The 19,454-nt window shown below is 35.2% G+C and carries 23 protein-coding genes and 1 riboswitch; of the genes, 1 reads left to right on the top strand and 22 read right to left on the bottom strand.

The window, feature by feature from the left end; genetic code table 11:
- The 13 genes from ACFVR1_RS11515 to ACFVR1_RS11455 form a co-directional block, all read right to left on the bottom strand.
- Positions 1-396 carry an Asp23/Gls24 family envelope stress response protein gene (locus ACFVR1_RS11515; protein ID WP_387584140.1) on the bottom strand — a complete coding sequence of 132 codons (396 nt, stop codon included), beginning with the start codon at positions 394-396 and terminating at the stop codon, positions 1-3.
- A 17-nt stretch (positions 397-413) separates the two neighbouring features.
- Entirely contained in the window at positions 414-1,760 is a 1,347-nt protein-coding gene (gene accC, locus ACFVR1_RS11510) for an acetyl-CoA carboxylase biotin carboxylase subunit (protein WP_387584138.1), read from the bottom strand.
- A 16-nt stretch (positions 1,761-1,776) separates the two neighbouring features.
- Positions 1,777-2,274, bottom strand: coding sequence for an acetyl-CoA carboxylase biotin carboxyl carrier protein (accB, locus tag ACFVR1_RS11505; protein WP_387584137.1), 498 nt, complete (start codon positions 2,272-2,274; stop codon positions 1,777-1,779).
- A gap of 255 nt (positions 2,275-2,529) precedes the next feature.
- Positions 2,530-3,063: a SpoIIIAH-like family protein gene (locus tag ACFVR1_RS11500; protein WP_387584136.1), complete on the bottom strand. Its 534-nt coding sequence runs from the start codon at positions 3,061-3,063 to the stop codon at positions 2,530-2,532.
- Positions 3,064-3,067: 4 nt separating this feature from the next.
- Positions 3,068-3,499: a hypothetical protein gene (locus ACFVR1_RS11495; RefSeq protein WP_387584135.1), complete on the bottom strand. Its 432-nt coding sequence runs from the start codon at positions 3,497-3,499 to the stop codon at positions 3,068-3,070.
- 200 nt (positions 3,500-3,699) lie between these two features.
- Positions 3,700-4,611 (bottom strand): stage III sporulation protein AE, encoded by a 912-nt coding sequence (locus ACFVR1_RS11490; protein WP_387584133.1) that lies wholly within the window; start codon positions 4,609-4,611, stop codon positions 3,700-3,702.
- A 13-nt stretch (positions 4,612-4,624) separates the two neighbouring features.
- Positions 4,625-5,008, bottom strand: a complete 384-nt coding sequence (locus tag ACFVR1_RS11485; protein WP_387584131.1) for a hypothetical protein — start codon at positions 5,006-5,008, stop codon at positions 4,625-4,627.
- Positions 5,009-5,011: 3 nt separating this feature from the next.
- Positions 5,012-5,221 (bottom strand): SpoIIIAC/SpoIIIAD family protein, encoded by a 210-nt coding sequence (locus ACFVR1_RS11480; protein ID WP_387584130.1) that lies wholly within the window; start codon positions 5,219-5,221, stop codon positions 5,012-5,014.
- A gap of 113 nt (positions 5,222-5,334) precedes the next feature.
- Positions 5,335-5,892: an elongation factor P gene (gene efp, locus ACFVR1_RS11475; protein ID WP_387584128.1), complete on the bottom strand. Its 558-nt coding sequence runs from the start codon at positions 5,890-5,892 to the stop codon at positions 5,335-5,337.
- A 17-nt stretch (positions 5,893-5,909) separates the two neighbouring features.
- Positions 5,910-6,971, bottom strand: coding sequence for a M24 family metallopeptidase (locus tag ACFVR1_RS11470; RefSeq protein WP_387584126.1), 1,062 nt, complete (start codon positions 6,969-6,971; stop codon positions 5,910-5,912).
- A 72-nt stretch (positions 6,972-7,043) separates the two neighbouring features.
- Positions 7,044-7,472 (bottom strand): hypothetical protein, encoded by a 429-nt coding sequence (locus ACFVR1_RS11465; RefSeq protein WP_387584125.1) that lies wholly within the window; start codon positions 7,470-7,472, stop codon positions 7,044-7,046.
- A gap of 476 nt (positions 7,473-7,948) precedes the next feature.
- Positions 7,949-10,513 (bottom strand): vitamin B12-dependent ribonucleotide reductase, encoded by a 2,565-nt coding sequence (locus tag ACFVR1_RS11460; protein WP_387584123.1) that lies wholly within the window; start codon positions 10,511-10,513, stop codon positions 7,949-7,951.
- Between the two features lie 165 nt (positions 10,514-10,678).
- Positions 10,679-11,515 (bottom strand): lipoate--protein ligase family protein, encoded by an 837-nt coding sequence (locus ACFVR1_RS11455; RefSeq protein ID WP_387584121.1) that lies wholly within the window; start codon positions 11,513-11,515, stop codon positions 10,679-10,681.
- Positions 11,516-11,641: 126 nt separating this feature from the next.
- Between ACFVR1_RS11455 and ACFVR1_RS11450 the strand changes: the two genes are divergently transcribed.
- Complete coding sequence (locus ACFVR1_RS11450) at positions 11,642-12,001, top strand: rhodanese-like domain-containing protein (RefSeq protein WP_387584322.1); 360 nt, start codon at positions 11,642-11,644, stop codon at positions 11,999-12,001.
- A 938-nt stretch (positions 12,002-12,939) separates the two neighbouring features.
- On the opposite strand, the gene gcvPB is transcribed toward ACFVR1_RS11450, so the two are convergent.
- The 9 genes from gcvPB to comGC all read right to left on the bottom strand — a co-directional run bounded on the left by gcvPB (position 12,940) and on the right by comGC (position 19,452).
- On the bottom strand, positions 12,940-14,400 hold the full coding sequence (gene gcvPB / locus ACFVR1_RS11445) for an aminomethyl-transferring glycine dehydrogenase subunit GcvPB (RefSeq protein WP_387584119.1): 1,461 nt from the start codon (positions 14,398-14,400) through the stop codon (positions 12,940-12,942).
- Positions 14,393-15,739, bottom strand: coding sequence for an aminomethyl-transferring glycine dehydrogenase subunit GcvPA (gene gcvPA / locus ACFVR1_RS11440; RefSeq protein ID WP_387584321.1), 1,347 nt, complete (start codon positions 15,737-15,739; stop codon positions 14,393-14,395). Before gcvPA ends, gcvPB begins: the two co-directional genes overlap by 8 nt.
- A gap of 23 nt (positions 15,740-15,762) precedes the next feature.
- Complete coding sequence (gene gcvT, locus ACFVR1_RS11435) at positions 15,763-16,866, bottom strand: glycine cleavage system aminomethyltransferase GcvT (RefSeq protein ID WP_387584118.1); 1,104 nt, start codon at positions 16,864-16,866, stop codon at positions 15,763-15,765.
- A 158-nt stretch (positions 16,867-17,024) separates the two neighbouring features.
- Positions 17,025-17,119, bottom strand: a riboswitch (glycine riboswitch).
- 118 nt (positions 17,120-17,237) lie between these two features.
- A complete protein-coding gene (locus tag ACFVR1_RS11430) occupies positions 17,238-17,750 on the bottom strand; it encodes a shikimate kinase (protein WP_387584116.1) in 513 nt (170 codons plus the stop codon).
- 14 nt (positions 17,751-17,764) lie between these two features.
- Positions 17,765-17,971 (bottom strand): hypothetical protein, encoded by a 207-nt coding sequence (locus ACFVR1_RS11425; RefSeq protein ID WP_387584115.1) that lies wholly within the window; start codon positions 17,969-17,971, stop codon positions 17,765-17,767.
- A complete protein-coding gene (comGF, locus tag ACFVR1_RS11420; protein WP_387584114.1) occupies positions 17,949-18,404 on the bottom strand; it encodes a competence type IV pilus minor pilin ComGF in 456 nt (151 codons plus the stop codon). Before comGF ends, ACFVR1_RS11425 begins: the two co-directional genes overlap by 23 nt.
- On the bottom strand, positions 18,383-18,691 hold the full coding sequence (gene comGE, locus ACFVR1_RS11415; protein WP_387584112.1) for a competence type IV pilus minor pilin ComGE: 309 nt from the start codon (positions 18,689-18,691) through the stop codon (positions 18,383-18,385). Before comGE ends, comGF begins: the two co-directional genes overlap by 22 nt.
- The gene (comGD, locus tag ACFVR1_RS11410; RefSeq protein WP_387584110.1) at positions 18,684-19,118 is read right to left on the bottom strand and encodes a competence type IV pilus minor pilin ComGD; all 435 of its coding nucleotides are present in this window, start codon (positions 19,116-19,118) and stop codon (positions 18,684-18,686) included. The genes comGE and comGD overlap by 8 nt, the downstream gene beginning before the upstream one ends.
- On the bottom strand, positions 19,108-19,452 hold the full coding sequence (gene comGC, locus ACFVR1_RS11405; RefSeq protein WP_387584109.1) for a competence type IV pilus major pilin ComGC: 345 nt from the start codon (positions 19,450-19,452) through the stop codon (positions 19,108-19,110). The genes comGD and comGC overlap by 11 nt, the downstream gene beginning before the upstream one ends.
- Between the last annotated feature and the right edge of the window lie 2 nt (positions 19,453-19,454).

Raw genomic sequence — 19,454 nt, 5'->3', positions numbered from 1 at the left:
TTATTCTGTAGTGGTTTCAAATTGTACGCCAGTTATATGGACATTTACTTCTTTCGGCACTAAACTAGTCATATTTTCAATTGCTTGGCGGATTTGGGACTGAACTTCGGTTGCAACTTTGGGTATAGAAGCACCATACTTCACCAGACAGTAAACATCAATAAATAAGCCATCATTTGTTATTTCAGTTTTTATTCCCTTACCATGTACTTTTTTGCCTAAACGCTCGACAACTCCTGCTGCAAAGTTACCGCGAGTGCCCGCAATACCTTCTACTTCATTTGTAGCAATTCCAGCAATTACCGTAATTACTTCAGGAGCTATTTCAATCGTACCTAAGTATTCTTTTCCTTCAGGAGTCATCTGAACAAATTTTTGCTCATTTGTTTCTGTCATATTTTTCACTCCTATTATCAATTAATTACATCGTATTTTTCAAGGAATTTCGTATCAAAATCTCCAGATTTAAATACTTCATGATTCATTAATTTTTCATGGAATAAAATAGTTGTTTCAACACCATCTATAACAAACTCGCCTAAAGCACGCTTCATCTTCGCAATAGCTTCTTCTCGTGTATCTCCAAAAGTAATTAGCTTTGCAACCATCGAATCGTAAAATGGAGGTATACTATACCCTGGATACATAGCAGAATCTACACGTACACCATTACCTCCTGGAGCAAGATACATGTCAATTTTACCTGGTGATGGCATGAAATTTTTAGCAGGGTTTTCTGCATTAATACGACATTCAATTGCCCAACCTTTTATTTTGATATCTTTTTGTTCAAATGCAAGTTTTTCGCCTGCTGCAATTTTCAATTGCTGTTGAATCAAATCAATGCCAGTTACCAATTCTGTTACTGGATGTTCTACTTGAATTCGTGTATTCATTTCCATGAAGTAAAATTTTTGATTTATATGGTCAAAAATAAACTCTACTGTTCCTGCACTCTTATAATTAACAGCCAGTGCAGCTTTTACAGCTGCATCCCCCATAGCTGAACGTAATTCTTCAGATAACGCAGGAGAAGGAGCTTCCTCCACTAGTTTTTGCATTCGACGCTGGATCGAACAATCACGTTCACCTAAATGAACAGCATTACCATGTCCATCAGCTAATACCTGAATTTCAACATGTCTAAACTCTTCAATAAACTTTTCTAAGTAAACGCCAGGATTTCCAAAAGCTGCTGCAGCTTCTTTTTGCGTTATTTGAATTCCTTTTACTAGCTCTTCTTCATCTCTCGCAACACGAATTCCTTTTCCTCCACCACCAGCAGTGGCTTTAATAATAACTGGGAAACCAATTTCACGAGCGATTTTTAAGCCTTCTTGTTCATCTGGAACAATTCCCACTGAACCAGGTACTACAGGAACCCCAGCTTTTCGCATTGTTTCTCTTGCAACATCTTTTGTACCCATGCTAGATATCGCAGATGACGAAGGTCCGATAAATTCAATCGCACATTCTTCGCACAACTCAGCAAAGCTTGCATTTTCTGCTAAAAATCCATATCCAGGGTGAATACCATCACAACCTGTTAATTTTGCAACACTAATAATATTTGAGAAATTTAAATAAGAATCCTTTGATAATCTTGGTCCTATACAATATGCTTCATCCGCTATTTGAACATGTAAAGCATCACGATCTGCTTCTGAATAAACAGCAACTGTTTCGATGTCCATTTCTTTACACGCTCGAATGATACGAACCGCAATTTCACCACGATTGGCAATTAAAACTTTTTTCATTGTCCTAGCCCCTTTCTTAGTTGCCCTTTACAAGGAACAGAGGTTGTCCATATTCAACTAATTGTCCATCTTTAACAAGGATTTCAACGATTTCACCATTTACTTCTGCTTCAATTTCGTTAAATAATTTCATTGCTTCTACTATACAAACAATGGACTCTGATGAAACTTTTGTTCCGACTTGAACATAAGCAGCTGCATCTGGTGATGAAGATTGATAGAAAGTACCCACCATTGGTGAAGTAATTTTATGTAACGATTTATCTTCTTCAATTTTTTCTACTTTTTCTTTAATCTCTTCATTCGGTACTTCGCTCACTTGAACTTGTTTTGTTTCTACTACAGGTGGTTGCGCTACTAATGTAGTGCTTTCCAATGTTGCTACACTAGCTGTAACCACATTTTTTTCATTCTTTTTTAGTTTGATTTTAGTACCCTCAGATTCATATAAAAATTCATCTAATGTTGATTGATCAATCAATTTAATAATTTCTCTAATTTCTTGGATTTTCATTTTTGATCTATCTCCTTTTTGTATACATCATTAATACTTACCTTACCCATTTTAGACGTTTTTACGATAATTTGAAATAGGTACGCGTGAAAACTTCCGAAATAATAAAAAAAAAGCGCCTATATGGCACTTTTTTTAAGAGAAAGTATAAACTTTTCTTTTAAGTAACTATCTAGATCCAAACGCCAGCTGCTCCCTCGCAAGCTCGTCACAAAAAGATCATTTTAAGCATGGCGGTGCGTGCCATATTACATATTATTGTCCATCAAATTTTACTTCTACTTTATAAGCTTTTGGCCACTCACGTTTTACAGCATATATAATATCTGACGCTTTTTGTGAAGACTGTTCGTTCGATACTACGTCAATTAACACTGCATTATCTTCGATTCTTACAAGTGCGTCGTCATAACCTAATGATTTAATAATAAGCTCTAACATTGCTTCAGTTGAATCTATTTTTACTAGTTCCTCAATTTGATCATAAGCTGCATCTTTTTCCTCAGCTGTAAAATCATTACTACCTACTTTTGATCGTAATTGATCATGTAATTTACTACGTTTATCTTGCACTTCCATTCTCATTTCTTCAAACTGATTGCTTTTTGAAACAAAAGATTGTTCATTCGTAGAAGAAGTTTCAACTAATTTTACGTCGTCTACCGTGTCACTCGAGAATAACTGCAATCCATCAAATGGTGATGTTCGATCTGTAACATAAAAAACGGTAATTACAGCGATTAAACTAATTAATGTTAAAAACCAAATGGATCTCTTTTTTACATTCATATCATCATTCCTCCAATTCCATTTCTTCAATCACAATTCGATGCGGAGATATTTGTAACACAGATGAAATTGTCGTTAATAGTTTATTTTGAATATGTTTATCGCTCGCTCCTTCCGCAACTACTAATATTCCAACTAGCTCCTCCTTGTCCCTCTTGCTGTCACTTGTCCATTGGAAAAATGATACATCACTCTCCGTTTTTTCTTCAGAACTATTCGAATAATGAAAGTATATAGAAACTCGGCCTACTCCTTTTATTTTTTCTAGCACTGATGATAAGTCACCAGGTGTTTGGAGTGTTTGTTTATTCGATTCTAGTTTATTATCATTATTCGAATTGAAAAATCCTGAAAGAAGTAGACTTATGAAAAGTACTGTTCCTCCTATAACAACAAAACGAAAAGTGGGTTTTTGTTTCAGTGTAATAGTGGTCACCCTTCTTTTCATTATGGATATAATACTTTATGCAGTTAAAACTATTTATATGAAGAGATTAGAAATAATCCAAAATATTATTGAAATTTTTACGATGAATCCTGTTTTCTCTTTATCTATTTGATCTAATAGAATAGAAAAAAGTTCTCCAATGACAACAATTAGTAAAATTCCATATAGGATTCTTTGAATAATAATAATTATCCTTTCACACTAACTAAGAGTTTCGCAAAAAGCATTGTTAATATAATCGTAAAAAAGAAAGCAAATGCAACTAAAACAGAAATAATAGATAAAACGAAAAGACTCTTTCCAATATCATCTAATAACCCACTTATATCTGAGTCTAAAAAAGGTTCTAATATCGCTCCTAGTAATCTATATAAAAAAGCTATTAATATTGTTTGAATGGTTGGAATGGATACTAATACTAATACAGAAAAAAGAAGTGCATTCCCAGTAACAATCGATGCTGATGAAGAATAGCTTTTCATTGTACTGATACTTTCCGTAAGTAAAGACCCTACAAATGGTATATTATTTTGGATTAAACGCTTAACAGATTCACTTACTGCCCCCCCTACTGTCCATGTAATAACACCATTTACAGTAATGAAGAAACTGTACAAGACTAATATAATTGAAGTAGTTCCAACTAACGTCATTCTTATTAAATCGGAAAGTTTTGAAAAAGAAGTAGTTGGATGAATCCTTGTAATTAAGTCAAAAATAAAAGCTGCAGTTATGGATGGTATTAATACTTTCTCTGCTAAAAAGGCAGTAAACGAAGCAAATAAAAGAACTGCCGGATTCCATAAGGTGACTAACAGGGCTCCACCAGAGAGAGCCATTCCTGCTGTTAGCAAAGGATACATTCCTAAAAATAATGTAACTAAGCTGCTAGTGAGAGTTTGAATCAACTCTAATGTACGGAAAGCTGGGTCTAGGCAAAAAAAACAAATGAGATAGATAAACAGAAACTTTAACAATCTCTTACTCTTCGGAATAAACCATTCTAAACAAAGGAATACAAAGGCAAAAAAAAGTATAAAAGTAAACGTCTGAATAACTTCTTTTACTGGCAGAAGTATAGTGTTAATCATTTCGTCCATATGACTCATTCCTTCAAGAAAGTAATCCCATTATAGAAAAGAATTTATTGTAAAATGGTTGCATATGTCTAAGCCAAGTCATTATTAAAATTGCTTTTGTTGTAAATGTAAGAATTATAGCTAGGCTTGTATATTCATATTCAATTAGAAGTTCTTCGACTATTTGCGATACAAATAATAGAACAACAGAAAACAGCAGTAACTTTATAACAGGTAGTATGGCAGTTGGGATAATTGCGATGAGATTAGTGGTATAAGGAATGATGAAGGTCATTAAAATATATGTTAAAAATAAAAAGATATAGATTGTGTAAATAACTGAATGTATTTTAGGATAGATTTCTTTTACTAGTTGTAACAAACAGAATGCGATGATGATCGTAATATACACAATCATTAGTTAACTCGTCATAATAAGCCATTCTAAAAATGTAGAAATTTCATAAAAAAATACTTTTAATAATCGTAATAATTCAATTGTCATATAGATGTAGCCTACAAAAAATAAAAAAAAAGCGAACTCCTTTTTGCCAGTAGATTCAAAAAACAGATGAAGCATAGCGATTAATAAACCTATACCTGCCACTCGAAGTACATCGTGAAGTTCCACAATGCCTCCCCCTTCCATATAAACAACATATGAAAGTCCGTCCACAAATATGAAAAAGAGCCACGCATATACGTGACTCTTTTTTATATAACTTATAATTTACTAGCTTGAAATTATGCTCTTGAAACGTATGAACCTTCATCGGTGTTAATAATTAATTTGTCTCCAACATTGATGAAAAGTGGTACAGTTACAACAAGACCCGTTTCAACGGTTGCTGTTTTAGATCCACCACCTGAAGTATCACCTTTAATACCTGGTTCAGTTTCTGTTACTTCTAATGTAACTGATTTAGGTAATTCTACTCCAAGAGTTTCTCCTTGGTATTGAATTACATGGATTTCCATGTTTTCGCGTAAAAACTTTAATTCATACTCGATTTGTCCTTCACCTAATTCTATTTGCTCGTAAGAATCTGTATCCATGAATACATGTTGATCTCCGCTTGCATATAGATATTGCATTTTTCTATTATCAATTTGTGCTTTTTCTACTTTTTCTCCAGCACGGAATGTTTTTTCATTCACTGAACCGTTTCGTAAATTTCTAAGTTTCGATCGAACGAATGCTGCACCTTTACCTGGTTTTACGTGTTGGAAATCAAGTACGCGGTAAAGTACACCATCTACTACTATAGTTAAACCTGTTTTAAAATCATTTACAGAAATCATTCTTTTTCCTCCAAATTTTAAGATAAAATGAGTAATTCTTTTGTCGAATGCGTTAGTTTTTCGAGACCATGTTCAGTTACAATCGCATCGTCTTCTATTCGAACGCCACCAATATTTGGCAAGTATATTCCTGGCTCAATTGTAATAATCATCCCTGGTTCTAGTGTAATATCGGAGCGGGAAGATAACCCTGGTCCTTCATGTACTTCAAGTCCAATTCCATGACCTAAAGAATGACCAAAAGCTTCACCATATCCTTTGGAAGCAATATAGTCACGTGCAATTGCATCTGCTTCTTTTCCAGTCATCCCTGGCTTTATTTTTTCTAAAGCAAGTAATTGTGAATCTAAAACGACTTGATAAATTTCTTTTAATTGATCACTCGGTTCCCCAACAGCAACTGTTCGAGTTGTATCCGAGATATATCCATTATAGATAGCACCGAAGTCAAGTGTCACAAAGTCTCCCACCTCAATGACTTTGTCTGTTGCTACGCCATGTGGAAGTGCTGATCTTACACCAGAAGCAACGATGGTATCAAAAGAAGATGACGAAGCACCGAGTTTTCGCATGAAAAATTCAAGCTCATTTGACACATCTAGCTCTGTCATACCTGGTTTTATGTATGTAACAATATGTTCAAAAGCCTCATCAGCAATGCGACAAGCTGCCTTTATAATACTAATCTCTTCTTCCGTCTTAATCAAGCGAATTTTTTCTACTAATCCAGATAGAGGTACTAAATCCGCTTGAATAGCTAGCTTATATACTTCATAACCACTATAACTAACATCGTCTTTTTCAAATCCAAGTGTTTTAATTCCCATTTCCGTTACTTGATTTGCTATCTCTTCAATTAATGTTTTCGATTGTTGAATAATACGATAGTCTTTTATTTGACTAGCAGCTTGTTCTGTATATCGAAAATCTGTAATGAATACTGCGTCTTTCTTCGACACAATTGCCACACCTGCTGTCCCTGTAAATCCTGTCATATAGCGTCTGCTATATCCATTCGTAATAAGTAAAGCATCTACCCCGTGTTCTTCTAACGCAGCACGTAATTTTTCAAGTTTCATTGTTTTACCCCTTTTCGTTTTCATTTTATATCTACTCTATATTTTATCATAGGAAACGGTTTGGGTAAATTTTCATTTGCTTATTGGATTATCTTGAGCATGAAAGATAGCAGATTCCATTAAAAACCTTAATAACATAACTACAACACATACGAATGGGATTGATAGATGTTTAATTGTTTTTGAAACGGAGACTTTATCCAAAAAAATCCATTCCAAAACAATAGCCAAAATAATTCCTAACACTAAGCTACTAATCGAAACAGGTATTTTTAAAAAGATTAAACTTATATAATAAAGAAGAATACAAAAACACCAAAGTCCTATAAATAAAATTCCCCATTTTAAATAATCTTTGATCGAGCTTAAAGCATCAAAATACTCTGCATATCCAATAGGACTCCATTTAATAAAATGAAAAAAATCCAGCATTTTCAAAAAGACCATACAAAAGATTGCCGCTACAAAACTAGTGCTTATTGATAAACTATTTACCTTCATTTTCACTTCTCCTTTTTACATCAGTTTGCTACTTTGAGAAGAGAATTAATCAAAATATATAAAAGTCATAAAAAATATAAAAAGTGCAAGAGATCTTCTTTCATTAAACCTTGTTTTCGCTACTCCTCAAATGCTTTTGTCTAAAAAGTTACCCCTCTGTTACGAGGGCACTGAAAAAGTGTCAATAATAATTTGCAAATAAATTATTAATAGCTACTTCCTGGATTTAGCGCTCTGGCATTCGCTTTCCGCGGGTCAAGTGAGACAGATGAGCCATAGCAACGAACACGTAGCGGCGATGATGCCTCATCGCTGAATCCACGAAACGCGTCCACCTATAACGGAAATCCGCGATATTATTTAATTCTTTAAAGTACGATGAACACAGGTTTCGCTGGACGATAATCCATATAATTTCTTTCTAAAAAAAACACACATTGAATAGTAAATTCAATGTGTGTTTAATAAGTTTTATATTATAAACCGCATTTTAATTGGGCGTTACAATTTGTACATGTATTACAGCCACCCATTGCTTCTACAGTTCCTTTTCGGCACACTGGGCATGTATTACCTACTTCAGATCCAATTGTTACATTTGTAGAACGTAAATCTTGAATAGTATCTATTAGTACGATTGGTCTCTTTTCAAAAACCTTTTCTTCATGTGGTTGTTCTTCTAGTGTATTTTCTTCAGCTTTCAACGTTAGCACTTGGGAATCACGGCTTCCATCAACGTAGACTGTCCCTCCTTTTGCTCCACCACGATATAGACGTTCATATACACCTTCTACTTGTTCGACTGTGTATCCGCGAGGTGCATTCACAGTTTTTGAAATAGAACTATCAATCCAACGCTGGATAATACACTGAACGTCTGCATGTGCTTCAGGTGCAAGCTCCATTGCTGTTACAAACCAATTTGGGAGGCTTTCTTCTTCAGCTGTTACATTTGCACTTAGATATTCTTGTACAATATCTGCCTTTACTTCAATGAATTTCCCTAAACGTCCACTTCTGTAATAAGTGAAGGAATAATAAGGTTCAAGTCCAGTTGAAACACCTACCATGGTGCCAGTAGAGCCTGTTGGAGCAACTGTTAGTAAATGAGAGTTACGAATACCATTTTCTAATATAGAGTTACGAATTCCTTCAGGCATAGATTGCATAAAGCCTGTTTCTGTAAATGCTCTTCGAAGACGATTCGTTTCTTCTTCTGTATCAGCTGTTAAGAATGGGAAGCTCCCTCTTTCTCTCGCAAGCTCTGCAGATGTTTCGTATGCAGCTATTGCAATCGTTTTAAAGACCTCATCAACTAATACATTACCTTCTTCCGAACCATACTCTTTTTCACAATAAATGAGAAGATCAGCAAGACCCATCACACCTAATCCAACACGACGTTCTCCTAGTGCTTGTACTTTATTTTCTTCTAAAAAGTAAGGTGTTGCATCAATTACGTTATCTTGCATGCGCACACCAACACTTACAGTTTCTTTTAAAGCTTCAAAATTCACCGTCTTAGTTTCTTTATTCGCAAATTGCGCTAGATTAACAGCAGCTAAGTTACAGACCGAATACGGTGCAAGTGGCTGTTCCCCACATGGATTTGTTGCAACTACTTTTTGGCCATATGCTTTCGCATTTGTTTTTTCATTTGCATTATCGATGAAGAAAATTCCAGGTTCTGCTGAGTATGTAGCACAAACATTTATCAAGTTCCAAAGCTCTTTCGCTTTAACCGTTCTGTATGTTCTAACTGAATAACCCATCTGCTCCCATTCACGAACATCTCCAACCTCATGCCAATGTTTGTTATAAAAAGCCATTTGTTCTGGAGTGTAAGTTTCAATTGCTGGGAAACGCAATTCAAAATCTGTATCTTCTTCTACTGCTCTCATGAAATCATCTGTCAGTGTAACAGAGATATTTGCTCCAGTTAAGAATTCTGGATTATGAACTGTATATGTTCCACCGTCTCTTATTTTTGTTTCTGCATCACGAATAATTTCGTTGCTGAAGCCACCGAGACCCGGTATAGCTTTATAATTGACAATTCCTTGGTACATAGCTTCTTCTTGATTTGTTAAAGGTTTAAATTTAAGCTTGTCCTTCGCTAATTGTTTAATTGTTTCATCAGTCGTATTTTCGATTAAGAATCGTAAAATTCTTGGATTTTGCATTTTTGAAATGATAAATTCTGCAATATCTGGGTGCCAATCAGCAAGCATAATCATTTGTGCTCCACGACGGGAACCACCTTGTTCAACAAGATGTGTCAACTTGGCGATATCATCTAACCAGGAAACAGAACCAGAAGATTTTCCATTTACTCCACGTGCTAGTGTGTTTCTTGGACGAAGTGTTGAACCGTTTGTTCCAACTCCACCACCGCGGCTCATAATTTCCATTACTTGTTTACGATGATCGCTAATTCCTTCACGAGAATCAGCTACGAAAGGCATTACATAACAGTTGAAATAGGTTACATCTGTTCCAGTGCCCGCTCCGTACAATACTCGTCCAGCAGGAATAAATTTCATAGAAACAAGTTGTTCATAGAACTTTTGGAACCACTCAGCACGTTTTTCTTCCGTTTTTTCTACAGAAGAAAGTCCCGTTGCATTACGTTTTGCGATTTGTTCATAAAATACTTCTAACGGTTTTTCAATAACATTGATTGAACGTTTTACAATCCCAGTTTCAAGCTCGTCACTATCATCTATTGCACTACGATAGTCTTCTTCGATCAATACTTCTGCGGTTCTTGTCGATTCATCAATTGAAACGATAAAACCTAAACCACGAGCTGGAAATTTTGGGTCAGCTTTTACAGTTAGAACGACAAAATCTCCTACTTTTAGCGTTTTCTTTTCAGTATCCTTGAATGAATATCTGTCAATCATTACTAATCGGGATACACCTTTGTGTGTCGTATTCATACTTTCTGTAATTGGATGAACTTGTGAAAATTGTCCGATGTCCTTGTTTAACTGTTCAATGTTAATGGTTGCATTTTTATTCTGAGATGCTAATACCATCATATTGCCTCCCTTTTATTTAAAAAAATAAAATACACCATACCGTATATGGTGTATTATTATTTATCACGTTACTATATGTTGTGTTTTTTTGCAAATTAACAAATTAGCTACGAACGCAAGCGTATCAATAGTCAATGTACTAAAGGACTAAAAAAAATATAATTATTTTTTAAAATTCCATTCATCATTTGCATATCGCTTTTGTTCCAGCTCTTTCACGTACTTTTCTTGCTCCTCACTTAAAGTAATTTCTACTAACTCTATGTGTAAAGCATCTTCAAATCCGTTTTTAAAAGCTCTTTTACAGTCGTCGATTGTTACTGGACTTTGGCTAATTTTGTTTATAGCGACTGCTTTCTTCGACAAACTTGCTTTAACCCTATCTCTTAACTCATTCGAAGAAAATTTAAATGTTTGAATCAACTTATCTTCATCTAAATCTAATAAAATTGCTCCGTGTTGAAGTATAACACCTTTTTGTCTCGTTTGCGCACTTCCAGCTACTTTTCTCCCTTCCACAACAAGTTCATACCAACTTGGTGTATCAAAACAAACAGCTGATTTTGGTTTCTTTAAATTTAATTTTTTCTCTTCTGTGTCAGGAACTGAAAAATAAGCATCTAGACCTAGTTTTTGAAACCCGATTAACAAACCTTCACTAATTACCCTGTACGCTTCCGTAACAGTAGCTGGCATGTCAGGGTATTTCTCCGATACAATAACGCTATAAGTAAGCTCATGTTCATGTAGAACACCTCTTCCTCCAGTTGGCCTTCTAACAAAACCAAGACCTAAGCGCTCCACTGCCTCTAAATCTATCTCTTTTTCTACAGACTGAAAATAACCAATGGACAATGTAGCCGGATTCCATTCGTAGAACCGGATGACTGGTGGAATAAGCCCTTCACTATGCCAATCAAGTAGCGCTTCATCTAACGCCATATTATAAGATGGACTACAAGGTCCAGAATTAATAAAATACCATTTTGTCTTTTCCAATACTTCTTCCTCCTCACAACGATATTCATTTTATCAAATAGATTGAATTGTATCTAGTTAATCTTTTATAATGAGTATTGAAACATAGAAAGGGGAAAGACTGTGCCTACTACATTATACTTTTTTATAGGAGTAATTGTCGTATTACTAGTTTATGCTGGTGTACAAGCATTTCGTTTAAAAAAAGCCGTTACAAATCTTACGCAAGACCAATTTATCGAGGGTTATCGTAAAGCACAATTAATCGATGTAAGAGAACCTAAAGAGTTTGATGCTGGACATATTCTTGGAGCAAGAAATATTCCTTCTTCACAACTTAGACAACGTTTTAAAGAGGTCAGACCTGACAAACCAGTATATTTATATTGTCAAAGTGGCGCAAGAAGTGCACGTGCAGCAATGTTTTTAAAGAAAAAAGGATGTACTGATTTGAACCAACTTCAGGGTGGATTCAAAACTTGGACTGGGAAGATTAAATCTAAATAATAATACAGGTACTTCTTTAAACAGGAGACCCTCAGACTGTAGCCAACCTCGGTAAGAAGCGAGTTTGTCTACAGTCTTTTTTTTATTAAAAAGAAAGGAAGAAAAATCGATGACTGAAAAAATTTTCGTTTGATTTAATTCACCTGCAGAATACAGCAGGAAAGATAAAAAAGAAAAATGCAAGCGCCTTTTAAGAGCTTCTTGCCTTCACTATTTCCTGAGTATTTTAGACGAAACTAGGCGTTTGCGCAATATTTTAACCCTTATTCGCAATATTGGGTATCAATTGCGCAATATAAGACTTCTTATTCGCAATATATTGTGGCCTACTCGCAATGTATTTGGAATGTGCATTATTTTATCCATTTCTCGCAGTCTTGCGTATCAATTGCGCAATATAAGGCTCCTTACTCAAAATATTTTGTTGCCTACTCGCAATGTATTTGGAATGTGCATTATTTTATCCATTTCTCGCAACATTACCTATCAATTGCGCAATATAGGACTCCTTACTCAAAATATTTTGTTGCCTACTCACCATGTATTTGGAATGCGCAATATTTTATCCATTTCTCGCAACATTACCTATCAATTGCGCAATATAGGACTCCTTACTCACAATATTTTGTGTCCTACTCACCATGTATTTGGAATGCGCAATGTATTTGAAATGCGCAATATTTTATCCATTACTCGCAACATTACCTATCATTTGCGCAATATAAGACTCCTTATTCGCAATATATTGTGGCCTACTCGCAATGTATTTGGAATTCGCAACATTTTACCTCTTATTCGCAACATAGCGTATCAATTGCGCAATATAGAACTCTTTACTCGCAATATTGCAAGAATATGAATTAGTAATGAGATTTGCACTTGCTATTAGCCATTTAACATAAAAAAGTGCGATCCATTTTCAGGACCGCACTTCCATTTTATGCTTTTGTATAACGTAATACCGGTTGACGAGCAGCTTTTGTTTCGTCTAAGCGATTGATTACTGTCGTATGTGGTGCATTTTGAACGATTTCTGGATTCTCTTCTACTTCTTTTGCAATTTGAATCATCGCATCACAGAAAGCATCTAATGTTTCTTTAGACTCTGTTTCTGTTGGCTCAATCATCATGCCCTCTTCTACGTTAAGAGGGAAGTAGATTGTTGGCGGATGATAACCGAAGTCAAGTAATCGTTTTGCCATATCTAGTGTACGAACACCTAATTTCTTCTGACGACGACCACTTAATACAAATTCATGCTTACAATGACGGTTATAAGGAAGATCGAAAAATTCTTCCAATCGTCTCATCATATAGTTTGCATTCAATACAGCATACTCTGTGACAGCTTTTAGACCATCTGGACCCATGGAACGAATATAAGTATAAGCACGAACATTAATTCCAAAGTTACCGTAGAATGGCTTTACGCGACCAATTGTTTGTGGACGATTATAGTCAAATACATATTTATCATCTTCTTTTACAAGTACTGGGCTTGGTAAGAATGGGATTAAATCAGCTTTCACTCCAACTGGTCCTGAACCTGGACCACCACCACCGTGAGGCCCTGTAAATGTTTTATGCAAGTTTAAGTGAACACAGTCGAATCCCATATCCCCTGGTCGCGCTTTTGACATAACTGCATTTAAATTAGCTCCATCATAATACAATTTACCACCAACACCGTGGATGATTTCAGCTAATTCTAAAATGCTTTCTTCAAATAGACCTAATGTATTTGGGTTTGTAAGCATTAATGCTGCTGTATCTGGACCAGCAACTCGACGTAAATCTTCTAAATCTACTAATCCATTTTCATCAGATTTTACGGTAATAGTTTCAAAACCTGCAACAGTTGCAGATGCTGGGTTCGTTCCATGTGCTGAATCAGGTACGATTACTTTTGTTCGATGAATATCCCCATTTGCTTCATGGAAAGCACGAATCATCATTAAAGCCGTCCATTCACCATGCGCACCAGCAGCCGGTTGCAGTGTTACCTCGTCCATACCTGTGATTTCGATTAAATGTTCTTGTAGATCATACATTAACTCCATTGCACCTTGTACAGATGATTCATCTTGTAACGGATGAATATTAGCAAATCCAGGGAAACGCGCTACAGATTCATTTATCTTTGGATTGTATTTCATCGTACAAGAACCTAGAGGATAAAATCCAGTATCCACACCGTGATTACGATTAGAAAGAGCTGTATAGTGACGCATGATATCGAGCTCAGATACTTCTGGTAAATCCGCTTCTTCCTCACGAAGAACACCTTGTGGTAAAAGAGATGCTAAATCTACTTCTGGCACATCTAATTCTGGTAGGTTATACCCTACACGACCTTCTTTCGTAATTTCAAAAATTAGTGGTTGATTATCTTTATGCATAAAGAGCCCCCATTTCTTGCACGAGTGCATCTATCTCTTCTTTTGTACGTTGTTCTGTAACAGCGATTAACACATGGTTTTTAAGATCAGAATTGACACGTCCTAAGTCGAATCCACCGATTATACCTTTTTCTAGTAGAGCATTATTGGCATCTGAAACAGAACCATTCACTTTAACAACGATTTCATTGAAATGACTTCCTTGGAAAGGTACAACAAAACCTGCTTTTTCAAATGCTTGTTTTGCATAGTGTGTCTTTGTTATGTTTTGAATAGCCATTTCTTTGACACCTTTTTTACCTAGAGCAGTCATTGCTACTGATGCTGCAAGAGCATTTAATGCTTGGTTAGAACAAATGTTAGAAGTTGCTTTGTCACGACGAATATGTTGTTCACGAGCTTGTAAAGTTAATACAAATCCACGACGACCTTCTTCGTCTGTTGTTTCTCCAATTAGACGACCAGGTACTTTTCGCATTAATTTTGAAGATACCGCAAAAAAGCCACAGTGTGGTCCCCCAAATGCTTCTGAAATTCCAAATGGTTGAGCGTCTCCAACAGTTATATCTGCTCCAAACTTACCAGGAGGAGTTAATGCTCCTAGTGCAAGAGGGTTTGCAGAAACAATGAATAACGCTTTTTGTTCATGTGTCAATTGTTCTACTTTAGCTAAATCTTCAATTTGACCAAAGAAGTTAGGGTATTGAACAATTACTGCAGCTGTTTCTTCATCTACAAGTTCTTCTAACTTCGAAAGATCAGTCACACCATCTTTTGTAGGAATCGTTAAAACACTTACATTTTGTCCTTTAGCATACATTTTGACAACATCTATATATTCTGGGTGGACAGCCTCTGAAACTAAAAGTTTCTTTCTACGAGTATGACCTGCCGCTAAGTTACCTGCTTCTGCTAAAGCAGTACCTCCGTCATACATGGATGAGTTCGCAAGATCCATTCCTGTTAATTCACAAATCATTGTTTGGAACTCAAAAATCGCTTGCAATTCCCCTTGGGAGATTTCAGGTTGATAAGGAGTATATGCAGTGTAAAACTCTGATCTCGAAATAACATGATCTACGATTATCGGTTTGAAATGATCGTAAACGCCAGCTCCTAGAAATGAAGCATATTTTTTGCTATCTGCATTTTTTTCTGCCAAGTTTGCTAATTCTTTTAATAAAGCTGACTCCGCTTTCGCAGGTTTAATATTATATTCCCCTTTGAATCGTACTTTCTCAGGAATATCTGCAAACAATTCATCAACGGAAGAAATGCCGATTACATCTAACATTTCCTTTTGATCTTGTTCAGTCATTGGTAAATAACGATGCTTCATCAATGGACAACCTCTTTCTGCAATTATTTTTGCCGTTTATAAAATGGAGTGGCTACAGTAACAGCTTTCAAGCGTTTATTTCTGATTTCAACTTCTAATTCTTGACCAAGTTCTGCAAATGTTGCGTCAATTAATGCGAGACCAATATTTTTTTTCAACGTAGGAGACTGTGTACCTGTCGTTACAAAACCAATTTGCTGTTCGCCGGCGAACACTGGATATCCAGTACGAGGAATTCCTTTATCAATCATTTCAATTCCAATACTTTTTCGAGGAGTGCCATTTTCTTTTTGATTCTCCAATACAGATTTACCATTGAAATCTTGCTCTTTTTTAAGTTTTACTACGAATCCTAAACCTGCTTCAAGTGGAGAAATGTCTTTCGATAACTCTTGTCCATATAAAGGTAGGCAAGCTTCAAAACGTAATGTATCACGTGCTCCAAGTCCGCAAGGAAGAATCCCATCTTCTTTACCAGCTTCAAGGATACTGCTCCATAAGTCTGAAACATCATTGCTTGCTGCATAAATTTCAAACCCATCTTCACCTGTGTAGCCAGTACGAGATATAAGAACTGTTTTTCCAGCTACTTCGATATTTTCTGCAAAACGGAAAAATCCAATATCCTCAAGATTTTTGTTTGTCAACTTTTGTAAAATATTTTGAGCTAGTGGACCTTGTAAAGCTAGTAATCCATAATCATCTGATTTATTTACTAATTCCACTCCGTCAATAGCATTTTGCTTCATCCATTCAAAATCCTTGTCAATGTTGGAAGCATTGACAACAAGTAAGTAATCGTTATCATTTTTTTTATACACTAATAAATCATCCACAATACCGCCATCTTCATAACACATCGCTGTGTATTGTGCTTGACCAATTACTAGTTTGGAAACATCATTTGTCATAACCTTTTGTAAAAAAGCTTCACTTTGTGATCCCGATACAGTAATTTCACCCATATGAGAAACATCAAACAATCCTGCTTTTGTTCTTACTGCTTCATGTTCTTCTTTAATACTAGAAAATTGCACAGGTAATTCCCAACCACCAAAATCGATTGTTTTCCCTCCATAGGTTGCATAATCTTCAAATAGAGGTGTACGCTTCAACTGTTCTGACAAATAAATTCCCCCTTTTTAATTTTTCACACAAAAAAGGACAGAAAAACCCCTTTATTAAAAACAGGGGGTTCTCTGTCCTGGCACCTGAAAGTTTACCAAAATGGCTTTCCTCTTTGGTGGCTTTGCGCGAAACAAAACGAAAGCACTCTCCAGAGTTGCGTCCTATACGAGTTCTTTTGCCTGAGAGATTCATAAAATTCATTACTTGCTCCTTCGGCGACGCATCGAATGCGTTCTCTCCCCGTATGCTCATCCGCTATATCTGTAATAATTCTCTTGCTTTGTCTATATCCTAACATTGAACAAATAAAGACGCAATAGCTTTTCTAAAATAAGTTAAAAGGCGAACGTTTCACCTCAAAACACTATTTTCATTCGCCTTTCAGTCTATTTACTTGATATCCAGCATATTCTGTTATTTGTCTTAAAGGTCGATTTTCTGTAAGGATTGTAATATGAGCTGATTTTTTATACGATTTTCTTCGGTTATTATACAATTGCTCTAACTCTTCTCTCGTACTGCTCTGTACAATTGGTCTATTCTTATCACTTTTTACTCTCATCCAAATATCATTAAAGGTTGCATCTAAATATAAGACTAAACCAGTTTTTCGCATGATTCGGATATTTTCATCATTCATCGCAACTCCACCTCCTGTTGAAATAATACAGGATTCATTACGGAAATTTTGAAGGAACTTTGTTTCGATCTTTCGAAAATACTCTTCACCATCTTGCTCAAATATCTCAGGTATTGTCCTTTTTTCATTTTTCACAATTTCTTTATCCATATCATAATATGGCATTTTTAATAAATAGCTCAGCCTTCTCCCGACTGCACTTTTTCCACTTCCCATAAAACCAACTAGATATACTTTATACATGATTCACCATCTCACTACATACCAGGATTATTTTTCGCGCTCGTAAAATTTTCTATTCTTATGATAGTAGCATTAATATTGTTCAATTCCAACGAATCATACGTTCGATATTTTGACTGGTATGCTGCTGTTATAGCAAATAATGAAAAACAAACGATTATCAACAATAAAATTGCAGCAGGAAGTAATACTCCTTTTTCATTCTGAATGAAATGTAACATAAAATGTATGCTCCTTTTTTATCCCATTCATAAACTCAACACCAAAATTTAATGAATTTCCTTCGAGAGTTGTTAAAATAGATTTTACATTGAGTAGCATTTGTTCATGTCCTAATCTATTTTTTTGTTTCCGAATTAAATTTTCATATAGTTCTATATCAAACTCTTCTCCATTTTTCCGAAAACGAATTCCTAATTCCTCACTTTGTATCATTATTGCTTCTACATTATTTAAGTAAGTTTCTACATCTTGCAAGAAAAGATACCACTCTATCTCAGTTGGATTTGCCACATTCTCTTCCATCTTATGTAGCCATCCAACTGTAATTGCAAAAATTTGAGAAAACATCATCAATACAGAGAGTTGTAATATACCTTCTATTAAAGTGTATCCAGATTCCTTGTTTTCTTTCAATAGGAAATTGAAACGCAATTAGATATCTCCTCTCGCATCCCTTCGTATTTAACACAAATTTGTTTCTCATCGATTGCAAAAGTATATTTAAGTTTATCGATATGCATTGCTCCAGCAAAAACGTTTTCAGCAATATACATTTTTATTGCTTCATGCATAACAACAGAAGAAATATATTTTCTCCTCTTCTCCTCAAGATTTGTAGTCAAATTACTTAATAACGGAAGCAATGATGTTGCCACTAGTAAGATAACAGCCAATGAAACGATTGTCTCAGGCAGTGAAAAACCTTTATTATTATTCATAATTCATTCTACCTCTTCCAATATATAAAATTACTTTTTTAGACCCTTTCTTTGTTTCGAATATTAAGGTTCCAAAATCTTTTATTGATCCATTAGGATGAAAACCAATTTCTTTTAAGTTGCTCTCTGTAGATAACCTGTATCCAGCTGGCATTTCTGATTCAAATAAAATGGTATTAGCGGATTTTGCAACATATTTTGTTCCACCATTAAAAAAATTGAGATACGCATATTTTTCTTCAGCAATTGCTACTGACTGAATACTTTGAACATCCAATTGAAATTGTCTGATAAAACGTTTTTCCTCTATTTCCACAAATTTTGATGTAGCAATGAAAATAACTGAAGATGTTATTGTCATAACAATAGCCAAAACGAGTAGCATCTCGATTAAAGTAAATCCTTTTTCATTTAATTTATTCTCCACTACTATCAGAACCAGAAGCTACTTCACCTTCGATAGTCACACTTCCATTATTAGGATTGATGTTAACTACCGTGCCATTCGGACATGTTTTATCACCTTTCAAATAACCTTCCTTGTCCAACTCTTCTAAGGTTGGAACTTTTTTATTTTCAATTTTATATGCTTCAACCTGTCCTTCCAACATCTTCGCAAATGCTTTACAGCCCTTGTCATCAATAGATGCAGAATGTTTTGTAACATTGGGAATAGCGATTAAAATTAATACAGAAATAATTAACAAAACGATCATCATTTCTATAAGCGTAAATCCTTTACTATTTTTTAAATATTTCACAC

Origin of the sequence: Psychrobacillus sp. NPDC058041 (genome assembly GCF_042885655.1) — a bacterium.
GTDB lineage: Bacteria > Bacillota > Bacilli > Bacillales_A > Planococcaceae > Psychrobacillus.
This window is presented reverse-complemented; position numbering and strand designations above follow the sequence as displayed.

Bases quoted from the DNA above. Each gene is read 5' to 3' on its own strand.
- ACFVR1_RS11515 (WP_387584140.1), bottom strand. From the start codon at position 396: ATGACAGAAACAAATGAGCAAAAATTTGTTCAGATGACTCCTGAAGGA.
- accC (WP_387584138.1), bottom strand. From the start codon at position 1,760: ATGAAAAAAGTTTTAATTGCCAATCGTGGTGAAATTGCGGTTCGTATC.
- accB (WP_387584137.1), bottom strand. From the start codon at position 2,274: ATGAAAATCCAAGAAATTAGAGAAATTATTAAATTGATTGATCAATCA.
- ACFVR1_RS11500 (WP_387584136.1), bottom strand. From the start codon at position 3,063: ATGAATGTAAAAAAGAGATCCATTTGGTTTTTAACATTAATTAGTTTA.
- ACFVR1_RS11490 (WP_387584133.1), bottom strand. From the start codon at position 4,611: ATGGACGAAATGATTAACACTATACTTCTGCCAGTAAAAGAAGTTATT.
- ACFVR1_RS11485 (WP_387584131.1), bottom strand. From the start codon at position 5,008: ATGATTGTGTATATTACGATCATCATCGCATTCTGTTTGTTACAACTA.
- efp (WP_387584128.1), bottom strand. From the start codon at position 5,892: ATGATTTCTGTAAATGATTTTAAAACAGGTTTAACTATAGTAGTAGAT.
- ACFVR1_RS11470 (WP_387584126.1), bottom strand. From the start codon at position 6,971: ATGAAACTTGAAAAATTACGTGCTGCGTTAGAAGAACACGGGGTAGAT.
- ACFVR1_RS11465 (WP_387584125.1), bottom strand. From the start codon at position 7,472: ATGAAGGTAAATAGTTTATCAATAAGCACTAGTTTTGTAGCGGCAATC.
- ACFVR1_RS11460 (WP_387584123.1), bottom strand. From the start codon at position 10,513: ATGGTATTAGCATCTCAGAATAAAAATGCAACCATTAACATTGAACAG.
- gcvPB (WP_387584119.1), bottom strand. From the start codon at position 14,400: ATGCATAAAGATAATCAACCACTAATTTTTGAAATTACGAAAGAAGGT.
- gcvPA (WP_387584321.1), bottom strand. From the start codon at position 15,739: ATGAAGCATCGTTATTTACCAATGACTGAACAAGATCAAAAGGAAATG.
- ACFVR1_RS11430 (WP_387584116.1), bottom strand. From the start codon at position 17,750: ATGTATAAAGTATATCTAGTTGGTTTTATGGGAAGTGGAAAAAGTGCA.
- ACFVR1_RS11425 (WP_387584115.1), bottom strand. From the start codon at position 17,971: ATGTTACATTTCATTCAGAATGAAAAAGGAGTATTACTTCCTGCTGCA.
- comGE (WP_387584112.1), bottom strand. From the start codon at position 18,691: ATGAATAATAATAAAGGTTTTTCACTGCCTGAGACAATCGTTTCATTG.